The sequence below is a fragment of the Novosphingobium sp. 1529 genome, from assembly GCF_040544855.1.
Lineage (GTDB): Bacteria > Pseudomonadota > Alphaproteobacteria > Sphingomonadales > Sphingomonadaceae > Novosphingobium > Novosphingobium capsulatum.
The window spans coordinates 344,167-366,662 of sequence record NZ_JBEPKW010000003.1 but is presented as its reverse complement, the minus strand read 5'-3'; the positions used below and the strand labels follow the sequence as shown (position 1 = coordinate 366,662).

Here is a 22,496-nt window from a genome sequence, read left to right as displayed (position 1 = left end):
GGGCTGGCCCACGCCAGTACCTGTTGGCGGTGTTGTCACCCGCCCTTCCCTCCTCCTCCCCTTACTCCGGCATCGCATGACCCGCAGCAAACCTTCCGTCAGCAGCGAACGCTTTGACGTGTTCCTGCCCTACGTGGCCGACATGCCCTTGCGCGATCAGCGCGAGATGATGGAGCGGCCGTTCTTTTCGCTGGCCAAGACCAAGCGCACCAAGCCGATCGATTACACCAGCCCCGATGGCAAGCTGTGGGTCCATGTCTCGGGCAACCCCGACTATGGCATGGCCACGATCTGGGACGCTGACATCCTGATCTACTGCGCCAGCGTTCTGGCTGACATGGTACGGCGCGGGGTCAACGATGTGCCGCGCAAGCTTACCATCATGCCCTATGACCTGCTGCGCGCGATCGGCCGCCCCACTACGGGCCGCGCCTATGAACTGTTGGGCCAGGCGCTCGATCGCCTGGTGGCGACCACGATCAAGACCAACATCCGCGCCGAAAACCGCCGTGAAGCCACCTTCTCGTGGCTCGATGGCTGGACGCAACTGGTGGACGAACGCACCGAACGCTCCAAGGGCATGACGCTGGAGCTGTCCAATTGGTTCTGGGAAGGCGTGATGATGCAGGGCGGCGTCCTGGCGATCGATCGCGCCTATTTCAACATCACCGGCGGGCGCGAGCGTTGGCTTTACAAGGTCGCGCGCAAGCATGCCGGTGGCGCGGGCGAGGAAGGCTTTGCCATCGCCATGCCCACGCTGTTCGAGAAATCCGGTGCAGAAGGCGAATATCGCCGTTTCAAGTTCGAGATTCTCAAGCTGGCGGAAAAGGACGCCCTCCCCGGCTATGCGCTGAGCGTTGAACCGGGCAAGACCGGCGAGCCGCTGCTGCGCATGCGCCGCGTCGATGGCAAGGACGGCGCCGAAGTCGTTTCCCCGGGGAAACGCCCTGCTCCCCTGCCCGCAGCCACTGCCGCGCCTTCACCCGCACCTGCGCCGATAGCTCCACCCGTGGCCCACAATGCGCCAGTCAAGCCGGCATCGCGCAATGCGGATCATGTAGCGCCGTCCGTGCCAGCACCCGTGACCGTCGATGCCCGCAGCCTGATCCGCTCGACCATCGCCGGCCTCAGCCATGCCGCCACGCGCGGCTTCATGACCGACGAAACCCTTGCCCACTTGCGCGAAACCTGCCCGGGCTGGGATTTCCAGGCACTGCATGCCGAGTTCGAACGCTGGGTTTCGGCCGACCCCGCGCGCACCCCGGCCGACTGGCAGCGCGCCTTCATCGGTTGGGCCAAGCGCCACCACGAAAAGCACCGCCACACCCTGCGCTGACCAGCGCCGCCCGTTCCGTGCCCCATGCGCACGGAGCGGGCCCCAGCGCGACACCGTGATCGCGCTTTACCTCCACCATTACGAACGACGCTAATCCAGCCTCGGGTAATCCTGCAGGTGTGCCGGCCTGAGTCGCAGCGATCTGTATGCTTGCCGGCAGACGCTTGATGACAGGTAAGGGGCGGGGGAGGGGAGGGTAGCAGTACCAAGGCAGCGCCTACCCCCTATGTCACCACCTGCGTCACCCCGGACTTGATCCGGGGTCCAGCTTTCTGCCTTCGCGCGGTTCATCTTTAGCGACGCGCGGGATAAGCCATCCACACAGCATGACAGCAATGCAAGTGCGGTTGGCGGCGTTCGCAAAACTCGCCAATGCTCCAATGCCGTTCTCGAAAGAACGTGTCGCGTGCTGTTGCTCGCAATCACCGTTCGCGAAGTGTCGTGCGCCGATCGTCCTCTCGTCACACGAGTGAAATCATCCACAGCGATTGAACGTCCAAAGCACTGCGTTCCCGAAAAGAAATTCAATCCACCGTGGTTGCCGCCCGCCTGATGGCAAAGATCGACCCTTCGGGAACGGCAAAACCCGTGTTTCGATCCTTTGGGAACGGCCTTTCGATCCATCGGGAACGGGGGGTCGATCCTTTGGGAACGATGCTTCGATCCATCGGGAACGGAACGTCGATCTATCGGGAACAGCGCATTGCAGGCGAATCGCGAAACTCTGGCGATTCGCGCGAGTGAGCCCGGCGCTTAACTTGTCTAACGACTTTAAACAGGATCTAACCCGCTAGAAGTGTCTTTTGACGAGCTGAAATGGGGGAAGGGCGCAAGGCGCCACCGCATGTAGATTAAACCTGCGGCAGCCCACGGACTGAACGCGTTCATACGGTCAGCGATAGACGCGCGTGCCGAGCCGGAACTGGGGCACTATCAGAATTATCCATTCTTTTTAGAACGATAGCCTGAATTTGCGCCGCGCCGAGCCGCAAACGTATTTCGGCCGGCTTTACGCGAAAAGCGAGCAAAACCGGCCGAAGTAGGAAATCTCATGTTTTTCAGTTGTTTGAAGGGGCCTTTGCGACAGTTTCCTATTTCACCGTGAAACTGTAGCCGCCATCGGCACTTTCGCCCGCGCTGGAGCCGGCATGCCAGGTCAGGCGATAGGTGCCGGCCGGCAGGGCGCGGGGGAGGGTAACCTTGAGGGTCTTGCCCTCGTCAGCAAGGGCGGTGGCAAAGCCGGTGACCTTCATCGGTTGGTGGTTGGCCATGCCGGGCATCGCGGTCATCACCAGAGCAAGCGAGGAGGGCGGCACGGCCACGGCCTCGGTAAAGGATAGCGTGATGACCGTTGGCGCGCTGACCACCGCATCAGCCGAGGGACTGGCGGCGGTCAATGCCGGTTGGGCAAGAGCAGGGGCGGCAGCGCAGAGCGCGGCAAGCGCAAGGGGGAGGGCAGCATGGCGCATGAACATCGACGATCCTTTCGAAACGGGGCTGCCTTCTGATACGCAGCGCTGATCCTCACCCCTTGGCCGATGTGCAAAAAAATGTGGCGACGGGATGAGGGGCAAGCCACGCCGGTGCGTATGAGGGGGCAGGCAGGGCAAGGACAGGAGAAGCGCGGGCGATGGGCAGTGTGGAAGAAGGGCTGGCCGGGCTGCGCCATGCAGCGGCCATGCGGGCAGACGGCGTAGCGGATTGGGCGGCGCTGGAACAGGCGGTGATCGGCGGGCTGCACCGTCATCAGGCACGCGCGCAGGCACGGCGGCAACTGGCCTGGACCGGGGCGCTGGCGCTGGTGGTTGGCCTGGCGGGCGGAGTGGCCCAGCAGCCCTGGCATGCCTTTGACACGCGCCATGAGCCTGCCAGGCTGGTGAGCCCGCTGGCCTTGCCCGCACAGGCGCCCTCGGTCGTGCTGATGGGGGCGGGGTGATGGGCGCCCGCCAGATGGTGTTTGTGGCCCTGCTGGCCTTTGCAGCTGCCCTGGCAGGGGTGGGGGTGGGGCGCATGCTGTTTAAGCCCGCACAGCCCGCGGAAAACGCCTTTCACACGCTGATCCACCGCGATCTGGCGCTCGATGCCGGGCAGGAACAGGCCATGGCGCGCCTGGAGGCCGATTATGCCGCCGCGCAGGCCCGTTATGGCGCGCAGATGGCGCAGGATAACCGCGATCTGGCCCAGGCGATCGTTGCCGAGCGCGGCTATGGCCCGCGCGTGGCCGCGGCGGTAGATCGCTCGCATGCGGCCATGGGCATGTTGCAGAAGGAAACCCTGCAGCACCTGTTTGCCATGCGCGCGCTGCTGCGCCCCGATCAGCAGGCGCGGTTCGACCAGGCGATGGTGGCGGCCCTGATGCAATCCCCTGCGCCCAGCGCTTCGCAGCGGCTCTGAGCGGCCGCGCGGCGGTGCGTGATGATCATCTTCTGGACCAGGCCGATGATGCCGCCCTGGTGCGCGCCGCGCTGGTGGGCGACGAGCAGGCCTATCGCCAGCTCATGGCGCGTCACCGCGCCGTGGTGCATCGCGTGGCCTGGGCGCAGACCGGACAGGCCGATGCCGCGCTCGACGTGACGCAGGATACGTTCATCGCCGCCTTTGCCGCGCTGCGCCGCTATGATCCGGCGCGGCCGCTGGCGGCGTGGCTGGCGCGCATTGCCCTGAACAAGGGGCGCGACTGGCGGCGGCGGCAGGCGGTGCGGCGGCTGTTTCTGGGCTGGCGCGGGCAGGGCGAGGCCGCCGTAGAGCACGTGCCGGACAGCGCACCAGGGCCGGAGCGCGAAGCGGCAGGGCGTGCCGATCTGGCACGCATGACGCGGGCGATCGATACCCTACCGCAACCGCTGCGCGAGGCGATCGTGCTGCATGGCGTGGAAGGGATGCCGCAGCGCGAGGTTGCCATGATGTTGGATGTTAGCGAAAAGACAATTGAAACAAGAGTTTACCGCGCAAGAAAGAAGCTTGCGCAACAGCTTGGTGAAAAGGACTGATAGAGTGGATCGGCGCACGATTTTGGCGGGACTGGCTGGAGCCGGGCTGGGCGGTGTTTTGCCCGATCTGGCACGCGCGCGCACCGCCATGGCTGGCATGATGCCGGGCATGGCCGAGGGGGCGATGGGCGCGCCAGCAACCGCGCTGTCGGGTGATCTGATCGAACTGGTGATCGACCAAGCCACCGTGCGCGTCGGGGGGCGCAGCGGCCATGCGATCACTGTCAACGGCACCACGCCGGGGCCGATGATCCGCCTGCGCGAAGGGCAGCAGGTGTGCCTGCGCGTGCACAACCGCCTGAGCGAGGATACCTCGATCCACTGGCACGGACTGCTGGTGCCTTTCCAGTTCGATGGGGTGCCAGGCATCAGCTATCCCGGCATTGCCCCGGGGCAGAGCTTTGACCACGTGTTTACCGTGCGCCAGGCAGGAACCTATTGGTATCACGGGCATAGCGGGATGCAGGAGGCGATGGGCCTGTTTGGCCCGATCGTGATCGACCCGGCCGTGCCCACCACTGAGACGGCGCACGAGCATGTGATCATGCTGCACGATTGGACCGACGTGCATCCGCACGTGCTGCTCAAGCGGTTGAAGCAGCAGGGCGGGTTCTACAATCGGCAGCAGCAGACCCTGGCGGGCTTGCTGGCCGGCCGCGACCAGCCCCTGGGCGAGCGCCTGAACTGGGGCCGCATGCGCATGGACCCGACCGACATCGCCGATGTGACCGGATCGACCTATACCTATTGCATCAACGGGCACGACAGCGCGGCGAACTGGACCGGGGCGTTTGTGCCGGGCGAGGCGGTGCGGCTGCGCGTGATCAATGCCGCGGCGATGACCAATTTCAACCTGCGGTTGCCGGGCGTGCCGATGCGCGTGGTGGCGGCCGATGGGCAGGATGTGGTGCCGGTGGACACCGATGAATTGCAGATTGGCATTGCCGAGACCTATGACGTGCTGGTGCAGCCAAAATCCGCGCAACCCGTTGCGATCATTGCTGAAGCGATCGATCGATCGGGGCAGTGCCGGGCGACGCTGGCGCCACTGGGCGCGCCTGCGGGCACGGCAGCGCCGATCCCGCCGCTGCGCGCGCGGCCGCTGTTGACCATGCGCGACATGGGCATGGGCGCGATGGACATGACCGGGATGGACATGGCCGCCGGTACGCTGGACCTTTCGGCACCGATGCCGGCGCCGGGGCAGGGCGGGCATGCCATGCACGGCGGCCATGGCGGGATGAAGATGCGGGACAAGTCACTCGCGCCGCCGGGCCTGCGCCTGGGGCCGGGGGTGGCGACGCTGTCTGCCGCGCCGGCCGACCGCCTGGCGGACCGGCCCACCGGGCTGGAAGACGTGGACCATCGCGTGCTGACCTATGCCGATCTCAAGGCCGCCGTTCCGCGCCCGCAGGCGCCGCCGACACGCAGCCTGAACGTGCACCTGACGGCCAACATGGAACGCTACATGTGGTCGTTTGACGGGGTGAAGCTGAGCGAAAACCCGGCGCCGCTGGCGTTTCGCGCTGGGGAGCGGGTGCGGGTGACGCTGATCAACGATACCATGATGCCCCATCCCATTCATATCCACGGCCATTTCTTTGACCTGGTGAACGGCGCGGGGGAGGCGGCGCCGCGCAAGCACACCGTCAACGTGCTGCCCGGTGGCAAGGCGAGTTTCGACCTGACCGCCGATGCTTTGGGCGATTGGGCGTTTCACTGCCACATGCTGCTGCATATGCATGCCGGCATGTTTCGCGTGGTGACCGTGCGCGAGCAGGCTGCGTGAGCGGGCGCGGTCTGGCCATCGCGCTGGCTGTCGTGTTGGGCGGCGCGGGCGTGGCGCGGGCGCAGGATGCTGCGGCGCCGCCGCCGCCACCGAGCGACCATGCTGCCGATGCCCTGTTCGATCCGCAGGCGATGGCGCGCGCGCGGGCGGCCCTGGTGCACGAGAATGGCGGCATGGCGGTGAGCCAGGTGATGGTCGACCAGTTGGAAGCGCGCGGCGGCGGCGATTATGCCTGGGAAGCCAAGGGCTGGTGGGGCGGGGACAGCGACCGCCTGGCGCTGGAATCGCGCGGGGAAGGGGCCTTTGCCGGGCGGGTGGACCGTGCAGAGGTGCAGGCAGGCTGGCTGCACGCGCTGGACCCGTGGTTCAACCTGCGCGCCGGGGTGCGGCACGATCTGGACCGTGGTGTGCTGGGCACGGGTGAGCGGCGCACCCATGCCGCGCTGACGATCGAAGGGTTGGCGCCCTATTGGTTTGACGTGGAAGGATCGGTTTTCCTCTCGACGCGGGGCGAGGTGACCGGCCGGGCCGAGGCCAGCTATGACCAGCGCATTACCCAGCGCCTGGTGGTGCAGCCGCGCGTGGAAATGGATTGGGCGGCGCAAGGTATGCCCGATCTGGGCGAGGGCGCCGGGATCAACCGCGTCGAGAGTGGGCTGCGCCTGCGCTATGAAATCAAGCGCAATTTCGCGCCTTATGTGGGGCTGGGCTGGGAACGCAGCCTGGGTGGCAGCGCGCGCGCGGCGCGTTCGGTGGGAGAGCGTGCCTCGGTGCTGCGCGTGCTGGCGGGTGTGCGGCTGTGGTGGTGAGGGTGATCAGGCCGCGACCGCGGGTTGCGCCGCGACCAGGTGATCGGCCAGGCGCTGTGCCTGGAGGCGGATATCGGGCACGGCGACCATTTCCCAGTTGAGGCCCTTGGACAGCGCGCCCATGGCGTGAATGGGCAGCGTGGCGCGGCCGCGCGCATCGCGCAGGCGCCAGTGATCATCGACATCGAGGCCCAGATGCAGCGGGCAGGGACGCGCCAGGCCTGCCGCCAGCAGGCTGCGCAGCAGCGGGTCGCGGCTTTGCACCGGATCGCCGCCGGGGCCGGTGCAGACCACGACGTGATCGACCGCGAGCGTGGCCACACTGTCGCTGCCGCGGGCGCGCCATTGCGCGAGCAGGCCATCATCGCCATCGGGCACGACCTGTTGCAGGCTGCCCGCCACGACCAGCAGGCGCCCGGCGGCCGTCAGCGCCTCGATCCGCTGGGCAATGGCCGGGGCCATGCGATGGCGGTGCACGTCCCACCACGGGCGGGCATGGCGCAGAAAGCGCGCCTGCGCCGCGCCATCGTGTGCCTGCCACAAGGCATGGGTATGGGGGCGCAGTTCATCGATGGCGTGGTGCCAGCCCACGGCGCGGGCGCGGGCGCGAATGTGGCGCAGCAAGGCGCTGCCGCGCGCGGCGGGCATCGGCTGCGGTGAAATCGCCGGGCCGCTGGCGGCATGCGCGCGCGGCACCAGGCCGCGCCGCGACAGCGCGACGATTGGCCCGCGATGGCCGCGCGCGTCGAGCGACTGGATCACATCGATCGCGGTAAGCCCGGTGCCGAGCATCAGCACGCGGGCATCAGGCGCGATGGCATCGAGCGCGCCGGGCGCCCAGGGATCGGGCAGGGCCTGGGGCGGGGCCAGGGCGGCCAGCGCGCGGTGGCGCTGTGGCGGCAGGTTGCCTTGGGCCAGGACGACGGCGCGGGCATGGAGCGGCACGCCCTGATCGAGTGCGACCTGGAGCGTGCCATCACCCAGCGGAGTGACGCCTTGCGCGCTGGCAATCGCGATCGTTAGGCGATCGGGCATGGCGGCGCGCGCGCTGGCCAGCAGGCTGGCGATATAGGCGCCATAGCTGGCGCGGGTGGCAAAGCGGTTGGCCGCGTCGGTTTCGCCGTGGCCCAGCCAGCGCAGGAAATGGGTGGGATCGTCGGGAAAGGCGCTCATGTTGCCGGCGCGCACGTTGAGCAGGTGCTGCGGCCCGCAGGCGCCATAGGCCAGGCCATGGGCCAGCGCCTGGGGATCACGCTCCACAATGACCACGCGCACGCCGCGCCGGGCGAGGTGGATGGCCAGCAAGGTGCCGCTGAACCCACCGCCAATGATCGCCACGGGCAGATCATCATGGCTGGAACGCCGCGCCAAGTCATGGAACGGAAACGGATTCGCCATAACTCAACCTTTCAAGTTGATATTAGGCTCGCAAGTTTTTCCTTAACGGTCAATAGCCATTCTATGAACGGTGGCGAGGGTGGGGCGTGGTGCGGCCCCAAGTGGCTCAAGCGCCGAGGCTGACCATGCCGGCCAGGCCGCAGCGACCGGGCGCGGCGCGGTTGTCGAACAGCACGTCGAGCAGGCGTTCGCCACTGCCTGGGGGCAGGGGGATGGCCAGCGGGGCAGGGGCGGGATCGGCCTTGAGCGCGACGCGCACGCCGTCGAGCCAGATTTCGGCGCGGCCGACGACGCTGGCAAAGCGCAAGGTGCCGCCCTTGGCTGCCACGGCGCGGCGCGGGGTGAAAGCCAGGTGCAGCAGCACCCAGGGCGCGGCAGGGTCAGTGGGCTGGGTGGCGCCCGGCTTGGTCCAGGCCCAGGAGTTCATGTCACCATCGCCCAGGCGCTGACCAGGCACCGGGCGCTGCGCGCTGGCGGGTGCCTGGCGCCATTCGGTGAGTGGTTGTGCCGGGGGCACGGCCGGCAGCGCGGCGATAATGCCGGGATCGACGCGCAAGACACAGCGCGCCGGGGCGAGACCGGCTGCACTGGCAACCAGGTGGAGCGGGCCGCTGCCATCGGCGCAGACGATCGCCTGGGCCAGCCCGTTGAACAGCGCCATGGCCCCGCTGCGGCCATCGGCGGCGGGGGTTTCGGGCAGGGCAAGGTTGGGATCGCCATTACCGAGACCGAGGATCTGCCCGCCCTCGACGTGCAGGGCAAAGCCATGTTGCGCCACGGGCACGGACTGCCCGGCGGCGTCGACCGCCATGACCGTGACCGGCACGGCATCGCGGCGTTCGGCCCTGATCCGTAGGCGATCGGGCACGAGGCGCAGCGCCACCGGCGCGCCGGCGGCGACGCAGGTGGCGCTGGCGACCACGCGCCCATCGCGCCAGCCCTGGGCAACCAAGCGGCCGGGTGCATAGACCGGGGTGAACCGCGCAACGCCATCGCGCACGGGCGCGCGGGCAATCTCGTGGCCATCAAGGTGCAGCGACACGAGATCAGCATTGCTGGCGACCAGGATCGGCACGGCGCGGCCCTCTTGCCCCGGAAAGGTCCAGTGCGGCCAGATCGCGATGACCGGCGTGGCGCTCCACAGCGCGTGGCGGATGTGAAACCCGCTCTTGGCAAAGCCGCACAGGTCCATCGCGCCGAAAAAGCTCGACGTGCTGGGCCAGCCAAACGGTGTTGCCTCGCCGCGATAATCGAAGCCGGTCCACAGGAAGCCACCGGCCAGCCAGGGGCGCTGGGCGATGAAGGCCCAGGCGGCGCTGTTGGTCTGGCCCCAGGGCACGGCGGTCATGTCATCATCGGCGATCACGTGGCGCGCGGCATCGCCCGTCGCCGCGCCGCGCGTCGACAGGGCAGAGGTATCTTCGCTGCTGAGCAGCGGGCGCGTGGGATGCGCGGCGTGATAGGCATCGATGCCGCCACGGCCATAGTTGAAGCCAACCACATCGAGCTGGTCGGCAATGTTGGGCTCTGCCTCCATCGCGCCGTTGAGCGCAGCGGTGACCGGGCGGGTAGGATCGAGCGCGCGGACCAGCGCCTTCATCCGCGTGACCATGGCCACGCCGATGCCGCTGGCCTGGATCGATTCCTCGTTGCACAACGACCAGGCGATGACGCTGGCATGGTTGCGGCCCTGGCGCACCAGCGCGGCCAGGGCATCGAGCGTATCGGGCGCTGCCGACAGCGTGCGGTTTTCCGCCAGGATCATCACGCCAAGACGATCTGCCGCATCGAGCAGTTCGGGCGCGGGGGCATGATGCGCGGTGCGCAGCGCATTGCCGCCCATGGCGACGATGCGGCGCAGGCGATAGTCCCACAGGCTGTCGGGCACGGCGACGCCGACGCCGGCGTGATCCTGATGCGCGCAGACACCCTTGATCGGGCAGGGCTCGCCATTGAGCAGCATGCCGCGATCCGCATCGAACCGCACGGTGCGCAGGCCCAGCGCGCCGCTTTCCTGATCGGCCAGCACGCCATCGGCCAGCACCCGCGTTTCCAGGCGATAGAGCGCGGGATCGGCCGGCGACCATAGCCGGGGGTGCGGCACGGTAAGGGTGAGGGCGGCCTGCGCCTGGCCTCGCGCGGGCAGGGTGAGCGCGGCCTGCGCAGCGGCCACGGCCGTGCCATCGGGCGCGATCAGGCGCGCAGCGACAGTAACGGCGGCGTCGGCCGTGGCGGCATTGGCCAGATCGAGCGTGAGCGGAACGGCCCAATCGCCGGACGTTGCCGCATTATCGCCCTGATCCAGCGGATGGGGCCGCGCGACCAGGCCGTGGCGCACGATGTGCACGGGTGCGCGGCGTTCGATCCAGACGTGGCGATAGAGGCCGGCGCCTTCGTACCACCAGCCCTCGCTGTCTTGCGCGTCAACCCGCACGGCGATGGTGTTGGGCTCATCACCAAAGCGGGCGAAAGGCAACAGATCTATGACCAGCGGGGTGTAGCCGCCGAAATGGCGCGCGGCGAGTGTGCCGTTGATCCACACCGTGGCGTTGGTGGCGATGCCATCGAACACCAGATCGAGCGCGCCCTCGCGCCAGGCGGGATCGAGCAGGACGCCGCGCCGATACCAGGCAATGCCGCGCGGGCGATAGGCCTGGTCGGGATTGGCCGCCGGATCGGGTGCCTGGCCCAGCGCGAAATCGTGCGGCAGGGTGACCATGGCCCAATCGCCATCGTCGCAATCCTCCGCCGCGCCGCCCGTGGCATTGCCCGCCTTGGCATGGGCATAGGCCGCCTCGTGATCGAGCAGTGGGGCAAAGGGAATGTCGCCGGCGTGAAAGCGCCAGTCTGCATCAAGCGATAACCGGCGGCGGGGACTGTCAGGCTGTGGAGGCGTCCCCGCCGCCGGGGCGGCAAGCGCCTGGGCAACGATCGGGGATCGGGCCAGCGCGGCAGCCATCGCCGCCGTGCTGGCCAGGATCGTGCGCCGGCTTGCCGACAGCATCACTCAACAGTGCTGGCAGGTGGGATCGAGCAGATCGTGCAGCAGCGCGCCGGTTGGGTCCCATTCGCCGATCGCGGGATGGATCAGCAGCGCCTTGCGCGCCGTGGGCCGTTCGCCGGTGAGCGCCGCATCGATCGCGGCGCGTTCATAGGCCTTGATGCCGTGAACCAGGCCGAGTGCCACATCGGGCAGCGGCGCGATAGGCAGCGGGGTGATGCTGTTGGCATCGATCCGGCTGCTGGTTTCGACGATATCGCCGGCCGGCAGGTTGGGCAGCGCGCCGTGGTTGCGGGTGTTGACCACGATCGTGGCGGGCTTGGCCCCGGTCAGCGCGCTCATCACGTCGATGGCGATGCGGTGATAGCCGCTGGCAACGCGGAACGGATCGATATTGAACGTCGCCTCGGGATCGAAGGCAGAGCCGCCTTCGGCCTCGAGCTTCATGTACGAACCAGAGCGGCGGTTGAGATAGGCGGCATAGGCGGCAATCGCGCCCGGCCCATCGTCTGCGCCGAGGCGATCGCGCAGCGTTTCGATCAGCGTGACGTTGAGCGCTTCCACTTCGGTGCCGCGGCTGGAGCCGTGGCGCTGCTGGTTGGCCAGGGCGCGGCGGCGCTCGTAATAGAAGAACAGGTATTCGGTGGGGATCAGGCGCAGCGCGCGGATCATCGCCTTGTCGAACACCGGGGCGGAATAGAGCTGGTCAAGCACGGCATCGTCGGCCAGCACGCGGTCGAACACGTCCTCGCCATGCAGGCGGATGCCGCGCACCCAGCCCAGGTGGTTGAGGCCGACATAATCGCATTCCACGTCGGCCAGCGTGGCGCCCAGCGCATGGGCGATGTTGTGGAACAGTTCGGTGGGCGTATCGCAGATGCCGACGATCTTGGCATCGGTGTGGTTGGCGATCGCCTGGGTGATGAGGCCGGCCGGATTGGTGAAGTTGACGATCCACGCGTCGGGCGCGTGGCGCTGGACCAGGCGGGCCTGCTCGATCGCGATCGGCACGGTGCGCAGCGCCATGGCCGCGCCCGCCGGGCCAGTGGTTTCCTGGCCGGGAAAGCCATGCTCGATCGCGGTGCGTTCATCGGCGGCGCGGCCGGCAATGCCGCCCACGCGGATCGAGTTCATCACGAACGAGGAACCCTCGATCGCGTCTTCGATGCTGGTCGCCTCGCGCACGATCAGATCGCCGCCTTCGGCGCGCACGATGGCGCGGCCCAGCGCGGCCATGATCGCCAGGCGATCGGCATCGGGATCCCACAGCACCAGTTCGCGCGCGCCCAGCGCCTGGGCGGCATCGTTGACGCCGAACGTGACCAGCGGCGTGCGGACACCGCCGCCGCCGATCAGGGTCAGCTTGCGATCAGTCGTGGAGGGCATAGTTGCGGTCATGAACAGTCCAAAGCTCCTGTGCATCGGGGATGCCGCCAAGCGCCCCCGGCTTGCGGGTGGAAAGGGCGCCGGTGATGCAGCCGCGTTCGAGACGGCGGCGCAAAGGCGCGGCATCGAGCAGCGCATCGATGAAACCGGCATCGAAAGCATCGCCCGCGCCCGTGGCATCGACCGCCTGCACCACGGGCGGGCGCACGTGGACGATCTCGCCATTGTCGAGCGCGGCGGCACCGCGCGCGCCCAGCTTGAGCAGCGGGTTGCGGATGCCAATGCGCGCGGCGTGGTCGAAATAGGTGCCAACGTCGGTGCTACCGAACAGCAGCTCGGCTTCCTTTTCGTTGGGCATCAGGTAATCGACCTGGGTGATCGTCGGGCGGTTGACCGGGCTGGCCAGCCATTCGGGCTGATAGCCCATGTCGAGCGAGGTGGTGATCCCGCGCGCCGCGAGCAGCGGTAGCACGACCTGCGCCACGGTATGCGGCACCGGCATGGCGAAATGCACGTGCGAGGCCGCGCAAAGCGTGGCTAGCCCTTCACCCATGGCGAGCGCGCCGACAGCGGAATTGACGCCGATGTGGGTGAAGAACGAGCGATCCTGCGGCGTGGAGATCGAAATCGTCGTGCCGGTAAAGCCATCGCCGATGCGGATACCATCGAAGGCCACGCCATAGCCGGCCAGGCGCTGTTCGAACCAGGCGCGATCATCCGCGCCGATCAGGCCGACCACGCCCACCTTGCGGCCAAGCCGGGCAAGGCCACAGGCGGTGGCGATGGTGCCGCCACCCATTTCGCGGGTATAGGCATCGGTGGTCACTTCCTCGCCGGGCAGGGGCCAGGCGGGAAAGCCGCTGAAGATGTGATCGACATAGATTTCGCCAACCACGGCGACATCGAAGCGGACGGTCATGGGCGAGAAGCCTTGTGCAAGGAAAATGGCCACTGGCGCGTGCGGCGCGCCATGGCGAGGAACAGCGCGCTGCCCACCGCGATCATCGCCACCCCGGCGAGGATGTGCAGCGGGCGCGCGGTGGTGACGATATAGGCCCAGCCCGCCAGGGTGATGATCACCGGCAGGGGATAGAGCGGCATGCGGAACTGGCCGGGCGCGGCCTGCGGGTTCTGCCGGCGCAGCAGGACAACGGCGACGCATTGCGCGGTATATTGGAACATCGTCTGCACCACGATCATCACCGCGATCAGCGTATCGAGCGAGACCAGGCAGGCGAGGGCCGAGGCCAGGCCCATGAACAGCAGCGAAACCGCCGGCACATCGCCACGCGCATTGGTGCGGGCGAACACCGCCAGGAAATCACCGGCGCGCGCGGCGGCAAAGGGCACGCGCGAGGCGCCGAGCAGGTTCATCAGTGCCGAGGCCCAGCTGGCGATGAGGATCAGCACGGTGACGATGCGGCCACCGGTGGGGCCATAGATCGCGGCCATGAAATCGGCCACCACGGCCTGCGAATGCATCGCCTGCTGCCAGGGCAGCACGCCCAGGATCGCCAGGTTCAGGCCGATATAGAGCAGCGCGACGAGCGGGATCGACAGCAGCACGGCGCGCGGGATGTTGCGGCGCGGCTCGACCACTTCATCGCCGAGCATGCAGATCGTGTTGTAGCCGCCATAGTCATAAACGCCGATCAGCGTGGCGGCGCCCAAGCCGAGCCAGAACCCGCCGTTGATGGCAAAGGCATGGGGCGGAAAGGAAAAGGCACGGGCGGCATCGAAATGGACCGCGCCCGAGGCGATGATCCACAGGCACGAGCCGATGACGATCACGCTGGTGGCGACCGAGAGCACACCGATCGCGCGGATATCGCGCCACAACAGCCCGAGGTTGACGAGGCAGACCGTGGCGGCGATCGCCGCCAGCGTCCAGGACGACAGGCCCGGCTCAAGCCAGGTGAGATAATGGGCCATGCCCACCGTGCCCGAGGCGATCGACATCGGCCCGATCAGCAGCGTCTGCCACAGGTAGAGAAAGCCGAACAGGCGCCCCAGCCCCTGCGGGCCGAACGCCTCGCGCAGGTAATGGAACGACCCGCCCGAGCGGGGCAGGGCCGAGCCAAGTTCGGCCCAGACAAAGCCATCGCACAGGCACAATACGGCGCCGAGCAGCCAGCCCAGCAAGGCCTGTGGCCCGCCCATGGCGGCCAGCGCCAGCGGAATGGTGATGAACGGGCCGACGCCGATCATGTTGAGCATGTTGGCCGATAGCGCGCCGGCAAACGTCATGCGCGCGCGCCCTGCGGGCGGCGTGCCGATAGCGGTGATGGGTGCCGTGCTCATCGTCATATTAATCAGGAAATGCCATGATTACGTCAATATGAAAATTTTATTCCATGATGAAATGTTGCATCGCCGATCCACTGGCATATACCGGCCAGGACAGTGGAGACAGCGATGACCGCCTCGCAAGACAATGCCCCCGATGCTGCGGCAGACGGCGATGGACTGCCCGGCAGCGCCGATGCGCTGCGTGACATGATCCTGGCGCGTTACGACGGGATGACCAAGGTGTTGCAGCAGGTCGGCCGCTATGTCCTCGATCATCCCGAAGACATGGCGCTGCTCACGCTCAATGAACTGGCCGAGCGTTCGGGCACGCAGCCATCGGCGATCGTGCGCTTTGCCAAGGCGCTGGGCTTTACCGGGGCAGGGCCGATGCAGCGCCTGCTGCGCGACAGCCTGATCGCGCAGAACAGTGCGCTGGGCTATAGCGAGCGGGTGCACCAGTTCGGCGCGGCGGTGGAGGACTCGGTCTCGGCCGGGGGCATCGGCGCGCTGATCGACGAGTTTGCCGAGGGCGACATCATGGCCCTGCAGAACACGCGGGCGATGGTGGGGCGCGAAGGGCTGGCCAATGCCGTGGCGCTGATCGCGGCGGCGCGCGTGGTGCACGTGGTCGGCATGCGTCGCGCCTTTCCGGTGGCGGCCTATCTGGCCTATGCCGTGCCGCAAGCGGGCAAGCCGACCATGCTGGTCGATGGCGTGGGCGGCCTGGCGGCGCAGCAATTGCGCGCGATCGGGCCGGACGACGTGCTGATCGCGATCAGCTATCACTCCTATGCCCCGGAAACGGTTTCGGCGGTGGAAGCGGCCTGCGCCGCCGGGGCCAAAGTCCTGGCGATTTCAGACAGCCTGCTGAGCCCGATAGCCAAGCGCGCGGCGCAGACGCTGCTGGTGCGCGAATCCGAAGTGCGCGGCTTTCGCTCGCTATCCTCCTCGCTGTGCCTGGCGCAGGCGCTGGTGGTGGGGCTGGCCTATGACCAGCAGCGCAGCGTGGCTGCAGGGGCACCCGGCAGCGGGGGCGATGCTTCGTGACAAAGCGATGGCCTGCTGTGGCGCGACCGTCGCAATTCTGAAATTTTTATATCAAAAATATTAGAAACAGAAAAATCATATTGACAGAAGACGGGCAATACCATTCCATACGCTCAACGCCCGAAACGTGGCGAGAGGGATATGGGGGTTTGTGAAATGATCGGAATGCTCTGCCGGTCGCGTCTGCTGCTCAGCGGATCGACCATGATGCTGGCCCTGGCGGCACAAACGCCGGCCACCGCCCAAACCCTTCCCGCCACGGCGCCGGCACCCGCCGGTGCGACGGCGGGCACCCCGGCCGAGAGCGAGGCCCAGCTGGGCGCAGGCATCGTGGTGGTGGGCAACCGCTACCAGGCTGCAACGCTGCAGATGCGTTCGGCCAACACGGTCAATGTCATTTCCGCCCAGGATCTTGAGCACACGGCCGTGCACAACGTGGCCGAAGCGCTGGGCACGGTGCCGGGCATCAACGTGATGAACACCGGTTCGGCCTTTGCCGGCGGCGTCGACGGCGCCTCCCGCGGGGAGGGCATGTTCGTTTCGGTGCGTGGCCTCAATTCCGAATACAACATCAACCTGATCAACGGCGTGTCGGTGGCGCAGGGCAATCCCTATAGCCGTGGCGTCCAGCTCAGCCTGCTGCCCCCGTCGGGCCTGCAGACGATCATCGTCAACAAGACCTCGCAGCCCGACATGCTGGGCGATGCGATTGGCGGCACGATCGATTTCCGCACCCCTTCGGCGTTCGACTATGCAGCGGATTCGCGCGGGTCGGTAACGATCGGCGGCCGCGTGGAAAGCCGGGCGCGCGCCTATGGCCAGAATGGCCTGGGCTGGAACGCGGGGGCGGACTATTCGCGCAAGTTCGGCGCGGATCACCAGTTCGGCGTCTATGTCAGCGGCTTTTACGATATCCGCCACTTTGCCAACAGCCTGGTTGGCGGCGTGCAGGAATCGGGCTGCTGCGACAACGGCTATGACTTTGCGGTGCAGGATGCCGCCGGCAACAGCGCGCCCGGCCTCGATCCGGCCGCCAACCTGATCCAGACGGCGGCCAACTTTGGCCTGTCGAGCGGCTATACCGAACGCTTTGGCGGCAACGGCACGTTCGACTGGCGCCCCGATGAAGATACCTCGATCTACCTGCGCGCCAGCTATGCCCGCGCCAAGACCGACCAGAACAGCCAGCTGACCCAGATCGTGGGCGTCAACAAGCAGGACGGGTCGAGCGGCACGGCATTGGGCAACGGCACCTATGCCCCGGTGATCGGCGGGGTTCAGGCGCGGTTCTGGTATGAAACCAACCCGGCGATCGCCACGCTGGGCACCGTGCAGCTGGGCATGGACAAGCATGCCGGCAAGCTGACCGTATCGCCCAGCCTGTTCTACAGCTGGGGCAGCAACGCGCGGCCCAATCACATCGAAGTGGCCGGGCGCTATGCCCCGGTGGCCTATGGCGGCTCCACCCTGTTTGGCTATGACAATGGCTATCCCGTGCCGCTGCTGCCTGCCACCGTGCGCAACCAGCTCAACAATATCAGCGGCATGCCCGCCAATGGCGGCCCGCCGGAATATACCCCGCAGACCAGCTTCCAGCGCAAGGGCGGCGGCAAGATCGACCTCAAGCTCGATTTCGATGGCGGCCATCTCACGTTCCTGAAGGCCGGCTTCCGCGTGGAAACCAGCCACCGCGAAATCACCAACCGCGATTATACCGTGCCCGGCTATGGCAATGCCGCGACGCTGGGCGATCTGGGTGTGATCAAGCAGATCTATCCGGCGGTCTGGCCCAAGCGCTATACCTGGCAGGTGCCGGTGATCGACCAGGGCAAGGTCTTCTCGCTGTTCAACCAGCTGGGCGGCGCGACCGACGCGACGATCGATACCTGCGGATCGAATCCGATCAACAGCTATAACTGCAACACGCAAAAGGCCAACGAGACGGTCTGGGCCGGCTATGTCATGGGCCAGCTGCAGTATGGCAACCTCGAGATCGTGCCGGGCGTGCGGTACGAGCACACCGACATCAAGAACGTGTTCTGGGTGACGCCGACCGACAATGGCACCACCGCGACCGGCGCGTTCGGTTCGAACAAGGCCAAATTCGATGCGGTGCTGCCCAGCATCGCCTTTACCTATCGCGACAATGGCGGGGCGGTCTATCGCGCCTCGGCCTGGACCAGCTATGTCCGTCCGCCGTTCCTGCAACTGGGTGGCGGCGCTTCGACCAGCGTGTCGGGCGGGGTGACCACCATCACCCAGGGCAACCCCAACCTCAAGGCGATCCGCGCGATCAACCTGGATGCCTCGGGCGAATGGACCATTCCGGGCGGCGGCCACGTGATGCTGGCCGGGTTCTACAAGCACCTGGCGCACTATATCTATGACAACGGCAGCAGCGCCGGGATCGTGACCGGCAGCAATGCCGGCGTCACCACCGGCACGGTGACCTATCAGCCGCAGAACGGTGGTTCGGGCCATGTCTATGGCATCGAACTGCAGGCGCGGCAGAAGTTTTCGGCCCTGCCCGGCCTGCTTTCCGGCCTGGGCGTGGCGGTGAACTTTACCCGGCAGTGGACGCGGGTTGACGTGCTGGGCGATGGCACGCGCATGGACCGCATCCAGAACGCGCCCGAAGTCATGGCCAATGGCCAGGTCTTCTTCGAAAAGGGCCCGGTCTCGCTTGACGTGAACTACAGCTATGCCGGCGATTATGTCTCGATCTACGACACGCTGGGCAAGAATGCGACGTGGGACGACGTGTGGGTGCGCCCGGTGAGCCGCGTGGACGTGCATGCCGGCTATACCTTCAGCCGCATGTTCAAGCTGGACCTGTCGATCGCCAACCTGTTCAACACGCCCAGCTATTGGTCGCACATCGGGCAGCACAGCCTGGCGATTTCCGATATCGTCAATTCGGGAACCACCTCGCTGGTGACGGCGACGATGAAGTTCTGATCATTCCTTCCCGCCTGCGGGCGGTATTTCGGGGAAGGGGCCGGGCAGAAGGGGGCTGCCCGGCCCCTTTTCTGCCCTGGCAGCAGGAGAAGATGATGAAGCCCACGCGTCGCGACATGCTCAAGGGATCGGCGGGCCTCGCCGGAACGCTGGCCAGCGGGATCGCGCAAAAGGCCGCTGCGCTGTCGCAGGCCGCGCCCGATGCGGCGCTGGCGCTGGTCGATCCGATGATCGGCACGGGCGGCCATGGCCATGTGACGCCGGCGGCCACGGTGCCGTTCGGCATGGTCCAGCTGGGCCCGGATACCGACAATGCGCGGTGGGATGCCTGTTCGGGCTATCACCATGACGATACGACGCTGCTGGGTTTTTCCCACAACCACCTGAGCGGCACGGGCGTGGGTGACCTGATGGACGTGCTGGTGGTGCCGCGCACCGGGCCGGTGGTGCTGTCTCCCGGCACGCGGGCCAAGCCGCAGGGCAGCTATCGCCAGCGGTTTGACCATGCCGATGAAACGGTCGAGCCGGGCTATTACGCGGTGCACTTGCGCGAAGGCGGCATCGGCGTGGAATTGACCGCGACAGCGCGGGTGGGGCTGCACCGCTACCACTTTGCCCAGGCGGGGCACCTGCTGATCGATCTGGCCCATGGCGCGCGGGACGAGCCGGACGAGGCGAGCATTGCCGATGATCCATCGGGCCCGACCAAGGTGACCGAGGCGAGCCTGCATCTGGCCGCGCCCGACCTGATCACTGGCAGCCGCCGCGTGCACCAGTGGGCCGATGGGCGGCAGATCCATTTCGCGCTGCGCCTGTCGCGCCCGGCGGCGCAAGTGCGCTTTTTCAGCAACGACGCGCCGCTGCCAGAGGGCGCCACGCAGGTGGCCGGGGCAAACCTGAAAGCCGCCGTGATGCTGCCCGATGCCGCGGCTGCGCCGGTCCTGGTCAAGGTCGGGCTTTCGGGCGTGGACGTGGCAGGCGCGCTGGCCGCGCTCGATGCCGAAGTGCCGGGCTGGGATTTTGCCGCCGTGCGCGGCGCGGCGCGGGCGGCCTGGGCCGGGCGGCTGGGCGCGGTGCAGGTATCGGGTGGCACGCCTGATCAGCGTAAGATCATGGCCACCGCGCTCTATCACGCGGCTGCCGCGCCCAACCTGTTTTGCGATGTCGACGGGCGCTATCGCGCGATGGACAGCGCGGTGCGCACGCTGCCGGCCGGCGAGGCGAACTACAGCACCTATTCGCTGTGGGATACCTATCGCGCGCTGCACCCGCTGCTCAGCCTGGTCGATGCGCCGCGCAATGCCGCCTTTGCCCGCAACCTGGCGCGGATGACGCTGGAAAGCCCGTTCGGCCCGCCGGTGTGGCCGCTTCAGGGGATCGAGACGCATTGCATGATCGCCTGGCATTCGGTGGCGGTGATGGCCGACGCGCTCAACAAGGGCGCGAGCGGGCTGGACCTGGCCACGCTGTGGCCGGCGCTGCGCCACCTGGCGTTCGAGCGCGAGGACAGCGGGTTGGAGCCCTATCGCCGGCTGGGCTATATCCCGGCCGATACCGTGCGCGAGGCGGCCAGCAAGACGCTGGAATATGCCTATGACGATTGGGCCATGGCCGCGATTGCCACGGCGGCCGGCGCGCATGAGGATGCCACGGCGCTGCGCGCGCGGTCGCGCAACTGGCGCAATCTGTTTGACAAGGATACCGGCTTTGTCCGTCCGCGCCTGGCCAATGGTGCCTGGGCCACGCCGTTCGATCCGCGCGCGCTGGGCCACGATACCAACCATTGGCGCGATTTTACCGAATGCAACGCCTGGCAGGCCACGTTCATGGCCCAGCACGATCCGCAAGGCCTGATCGACCTGATGGGTGGAGACGCCGCGTTCGAGGCCAAGCTGGACGCGCTGTTTGCCGCCGACAGCACGCTGCCGGCCGATGCGCCGCCCGATGTCTCTGGCCTGGTCGGGCAATATGCCCATGGCAATGAGCCCTCGCACCACGTGGCCTATCTCTATGCCTGGTCAGGTTCGCCATGGAAAACCCAGGCGCGGGTGCGCAGCCTGTTGACCAGCATGTATCGCGCCGCGCCTGATGGCCTGGCGGGCAACGAGGATTGCGGGCAGATGAGCGCGTGGTTCGTGTTGAGCGCGCTGGGGATCTATCCGGTCGATCCGGTCAGCGGGGTGTGGGTGTTCGGCTCGCCGCTGTTCAACCGGGCAGAACTGGCGGTGCCGGGCGGGCGCCTGGTGATCGAGGCGCCGGGCAACAGCGCGGCAGCGGTCTATGTGCGGCAGGTGCGCTGGAACGGCCAGGTGTGGAACCGCAGCTGGATCAGCCATGCCGAACTGGCGCGCGGCGGGCACCTGGTGTTCGAGATGGATACCCGGCCCAACCCCGCCTTTGGCCATGCGCCTGACACACGCCCGCCGCGCAACGCGCTGGGCTGACGCCGATCAGACGCGGACAAACGCGCCGCTGCGCGCCGATTCCTGCGCGCCCTGGGCCAGCAGCAGCGCGCGCAGCCCGTCACCTGCGCTGATCAGCGGTGCGGCGCCGTCGATCACCTGGGCAAAATGGGCGATCTGCGCGGCAAAGGCAGCGGCATAGCGATCGAGGAAGAAATCCATGAACGGCGCACCGGCCGCGCCCGCCGGCCCCCAGTGTTCCACCCGGCTGTGCGGCACATTGCCCACGCGCAGCGCGCCGCGCGCGCCGAACGCCTCGATCCGCTGGTCATAGCCATAGCCGCTGCGGCGGCTGGAACTGATCATCGCCATGCGCCCGCTGGCGGTGCGCAGGATGGTCTTGGCGGTATCGGCGTCTCCCGCAGCGCCGATCGCGGGATCGATTAGGCAGGCCGTGGCGGCCATCACTTCCACCGGTTCTTCGCCCAGCAGCCAGCGCGCCATGTCGAAATCGTGGATTACCATATCGTGGAAGATCCCGCCCGAGGTGGCGACATAGGCCGGCGGGGGCGGGGCGGGATCGTGGCTGATGATGTGCAGCGTTTCGATGCCGCCGATCGCGCCCTGGGCCAGCGCGGCCTGCAGCGCGGCAAAATCGGGATCGTGGCGGCGGTTGAAGCCCATCAGCACCCGCGCGCCCAGCGCGTCGAGGCGGGCCAGTGCCGCCTGCGCCACGGCCAGATCAAGCGCGAGTGGCTTTTCGCAGAGCACGGCCAGACCGCGCGCGGCAGCGTCGAGCGTTTGCGGCGCGTGCAGCGCGGTAGGGCTGGCGATCACCACGCCGGCAAGGCCCGGATGATCGAGCGCCTGTTCGGGCGCCAGCGCCAGCGCGCCGTGACGATCGGCCAGGGCCTGCCCCGCAGCGGGATCGATATCGGCCACCACGGCCAGGCGCAGGCCGGGATGGCGGGCGATATGCGCGGCATGGACGGCGCCGATACGCCCGGCGCCCAGCAGAGCGATTGTGTGCATGAGGCCTGGCGGCTCCTTTGGCGTGGTCTGGCGCGTCTGTGCCGAAACTGGCGCGCCGG

The 22,496-nt window shown here is 67.4% G+C and carries 16 protein-coding genes; 9 read left to right on the top strand and 7 right to left on the bottom strand.

What is annotated here, in order from left to right; genetic code table 11:
• Positions 1-76: 76 nt before the first annotated feature.
• Complete coding sequence (locus ABIC78_RS09540) at positions 77-1,336, top strand: replication initiator protein A (RefSeq protein ID WP_354489252.1); 1,260 nt, start codon at positions 77-79, stop codon at positions 1,334-1,336.
• Between the two features lie 1,091 nt (positions 1,337-2,427).
• Here the strand turns inward: ABIC78_RS09540 and ABIC78_RS09535 are convergent.
• Positions 2,428-2,805 (bottom strand): copper resistance protein CopC, encoded by a 378-nt coding sequence (locus ABIC78_RS09535; protein ID WP_354489250.1) that lies wholly within the window; start codon positions 2,803-2,805, stop codon positions 2,428-2,430.
• A 161-nt stretch (positions 2,806-2,966) separates the two neighbouring features.
• Here ABIC78_RS09535 and ABIC78_RS09530 point away from each other — a divergent pair, with 161 nt between their 5' ends.
• From ABIC78_RS09530 to ABIC78_RS09510, 5 genes are read left to right on the top strand one after another with little or no spacing between them, the layout of a single operon-like run.
• Positions 2,967-3,272 carry a hypothetical protein gene (locus ABIC78_RS09530; protein ID WP_354489248.1) on the top strand — a complete coding sequence of 102 codons (306 nt, stop codon included), beginning with the start codon at positions 2,967-2,969 and terminating at the stop codon, positions 3,270-3,272.
• Complete coding sequence (locus tag ABIC78_RS09525; protein WP_354489246.1) at positions 3,272-3,730, top strand: periplasmic heavy metal sensor; 459 nt, start codon at positions 3,272-3,274, stop codon at positions 3,728-3,730. Before ABIC78_RS09530 ends, ABIC78_RS09525 begins: the two co-directional genes overlap by 1 nt.
• A 14-nt stretch (positions 3,731-3,744) precedes the next feature.
• Positions 3,745-4,326, top strand: coding sequence for an RNA polymerase sigma factor (locus ABIC78_RS09520; RefSeq protein WP_354489244.1), 582 nt, complete (start codon positions 3,745-3,747; stop codon positions 4,324-4,326).
• Between the two features lie 4 nt (positions 4,327-4,330).
• Positions 4,331-6,115: a copper resistance system multicopper oxidase gene (locus tag ABIC78_RS09515; RefSeq protein ID WP_354489242.1), complete on the top strand. Its 1,785-nt coding sequence runs from the start codon at positions 4,331-4,333 to the stop codon at positions 6,113-6,115.
• A complete protein-coding gene (locus ABIC78_RS09510; protein ID WP_354489240.1) occupies positions 6,112-6,924 on the top strand; it encodes a copper resistance protein B in 813 nt (270 codons plus the stop codon). The genes ABIC78_RS09515 and ABIC78_RS09510 overlap by 4 nt, the downstream gene beginning before the upstream one ends.
• Positions 6,925-6,930: 6 nt before the next feature.
• Here the strand turns inward: ABIC78_RS09510 and ABIC78_RS09505 are convergent, their stop codons facing one another.
• The 5 genes from ABIC78_RS09505 to ABIC78_RS09485 all read right to left on the bottom strand — a co-directional run bounded on the left by ABIC78_RS09505 (position 6,931) and on the right by ABIC78_RS09485 (position 15,010).
• On the bottom strand, positions 6,931-8,322 hold the full coding sequence (locus tag ABIC78_RS09505; RefSeq protein WP_354489238.1) for an FAD/NAD(P)-binding protein: 1,392 nt from the start codon (positions 8,320-8,322) through the stop codon (positions 6,931-6,933).
• A 106-nt stretch (positions 8,323-8,428) separates the two neighbouring features.
• Positions 8,429-11,326 (bottom strand): glycoside hydrolase family 2 TIM barrel-domain containing protein, encoded by a 2,898-nt coding sequence (locus ABIC78_RS09500; RefSeq protein ID WP_354489236.1) that lies wholly within the window; start codon positions 11,324-11,326, stop codon positions 8,429-8,431.
• Between the two features lie 3 nt (positions 11,327-11,329).
• Complete coding sequence (locus tag ABIC78_RS09495; protein WP_168352252.1) at positions 11,330-12,721, bottom strand: family 4 glycosyl hydrolase; 1,392 nt, start codon at positions 12,719-12,721, stop codon at positions 11,330-11,332.
• Entirely contained in the window at positions 12,693-13,628 is a 936-nt protein-coding gene (locus ABIC78_RS09490; protein WP_354489234.1) for a carbohydrate kinase family protein, read from the bottom strand. Before ABIC78_RS09490 ends, ABIC78_RS09495 begins: the two co-directional genes overlap by 29 nt.
• Positions 13,625-15,010 carry an APC family permease gene (locus ABIC78_RS09485; protein WP_354489232.1) on the bottom strand — a complete coding sequence of 462 codons (1,386 nt, stop codon included), beginning with the start codon at positions 15,008-15,010 and terminating at the stop codon, positions 13,625-13,627. Before ABIC78_RS09485 ends, ABIC78_RS09490 begins: the two co-directional genes overlap by 4 nt.
• Positions 15,011-15,124: 114 nt before the next feature.
• Here ABIC78_RS09485 and ABIC78_RS09480 point away from each other — a divergent pair, with 114 nt between their 5' ends.
• The 3 genes from ABIC78_RS09480 (at position 15,125) to ABIC78_RS09470 (ending at position 21,447) form a co-directional block, all read left to right on the top strand.
• On the top strand, positions 15,125-16,045 hold the full coding sequence (locus ABIC78_RS09480; protein ID WP_054131448.1) for a MurR/RpiR family transcriptional regulator: 921 nt from the start codon (positions 15,125-15,127) through the stop codon (positions 16,043-16,045).
• Between the two features lie 156 nt (positions 16,046-16,201).
• Positions 16,202-19,003, top strand: a complete 2,802-nt coding sequence (locus ABIC78_RS09475) for a TonB-dependent receptor (RefSeq protein WP_354489230.1) — start codon at positions 16,202-16,204, stop codon at positions 19,001-19,003.
• 92 nt (positions 19,004-19,095) lie between these two features.
• Positions 19,096-21,447: a GH92 family glycosyl hydrolase gene (locus ABIC78_RS09470; protein ID WP_502915667.1), complete on the top strand. Its 2,352-nt coding sequence runs from the start codon at positions 19,096-19,098 to the stop codon at positions 21,445-21,447.
• A gap of 6 nt (positions 21,448-21,453) precedes the next feature.
• Here the strand turns inward: ABIC78_RS09470 and iolG are convergent, their stop codons facing one another.
• On the bottom strand, positions 21,454-22,437 hold the full coding sequence (iolG, locus tag ABIC78_RS09465) for an inositol 2-dehydrogenase (RefSeq protein WP_354489226.1): 984 nt from the start codon (positions 22,435-22,437) through the stop codon (positions 21,454-21,456).
• Positions 22,438-22,496: the final 59 nt, after the last annotated feature.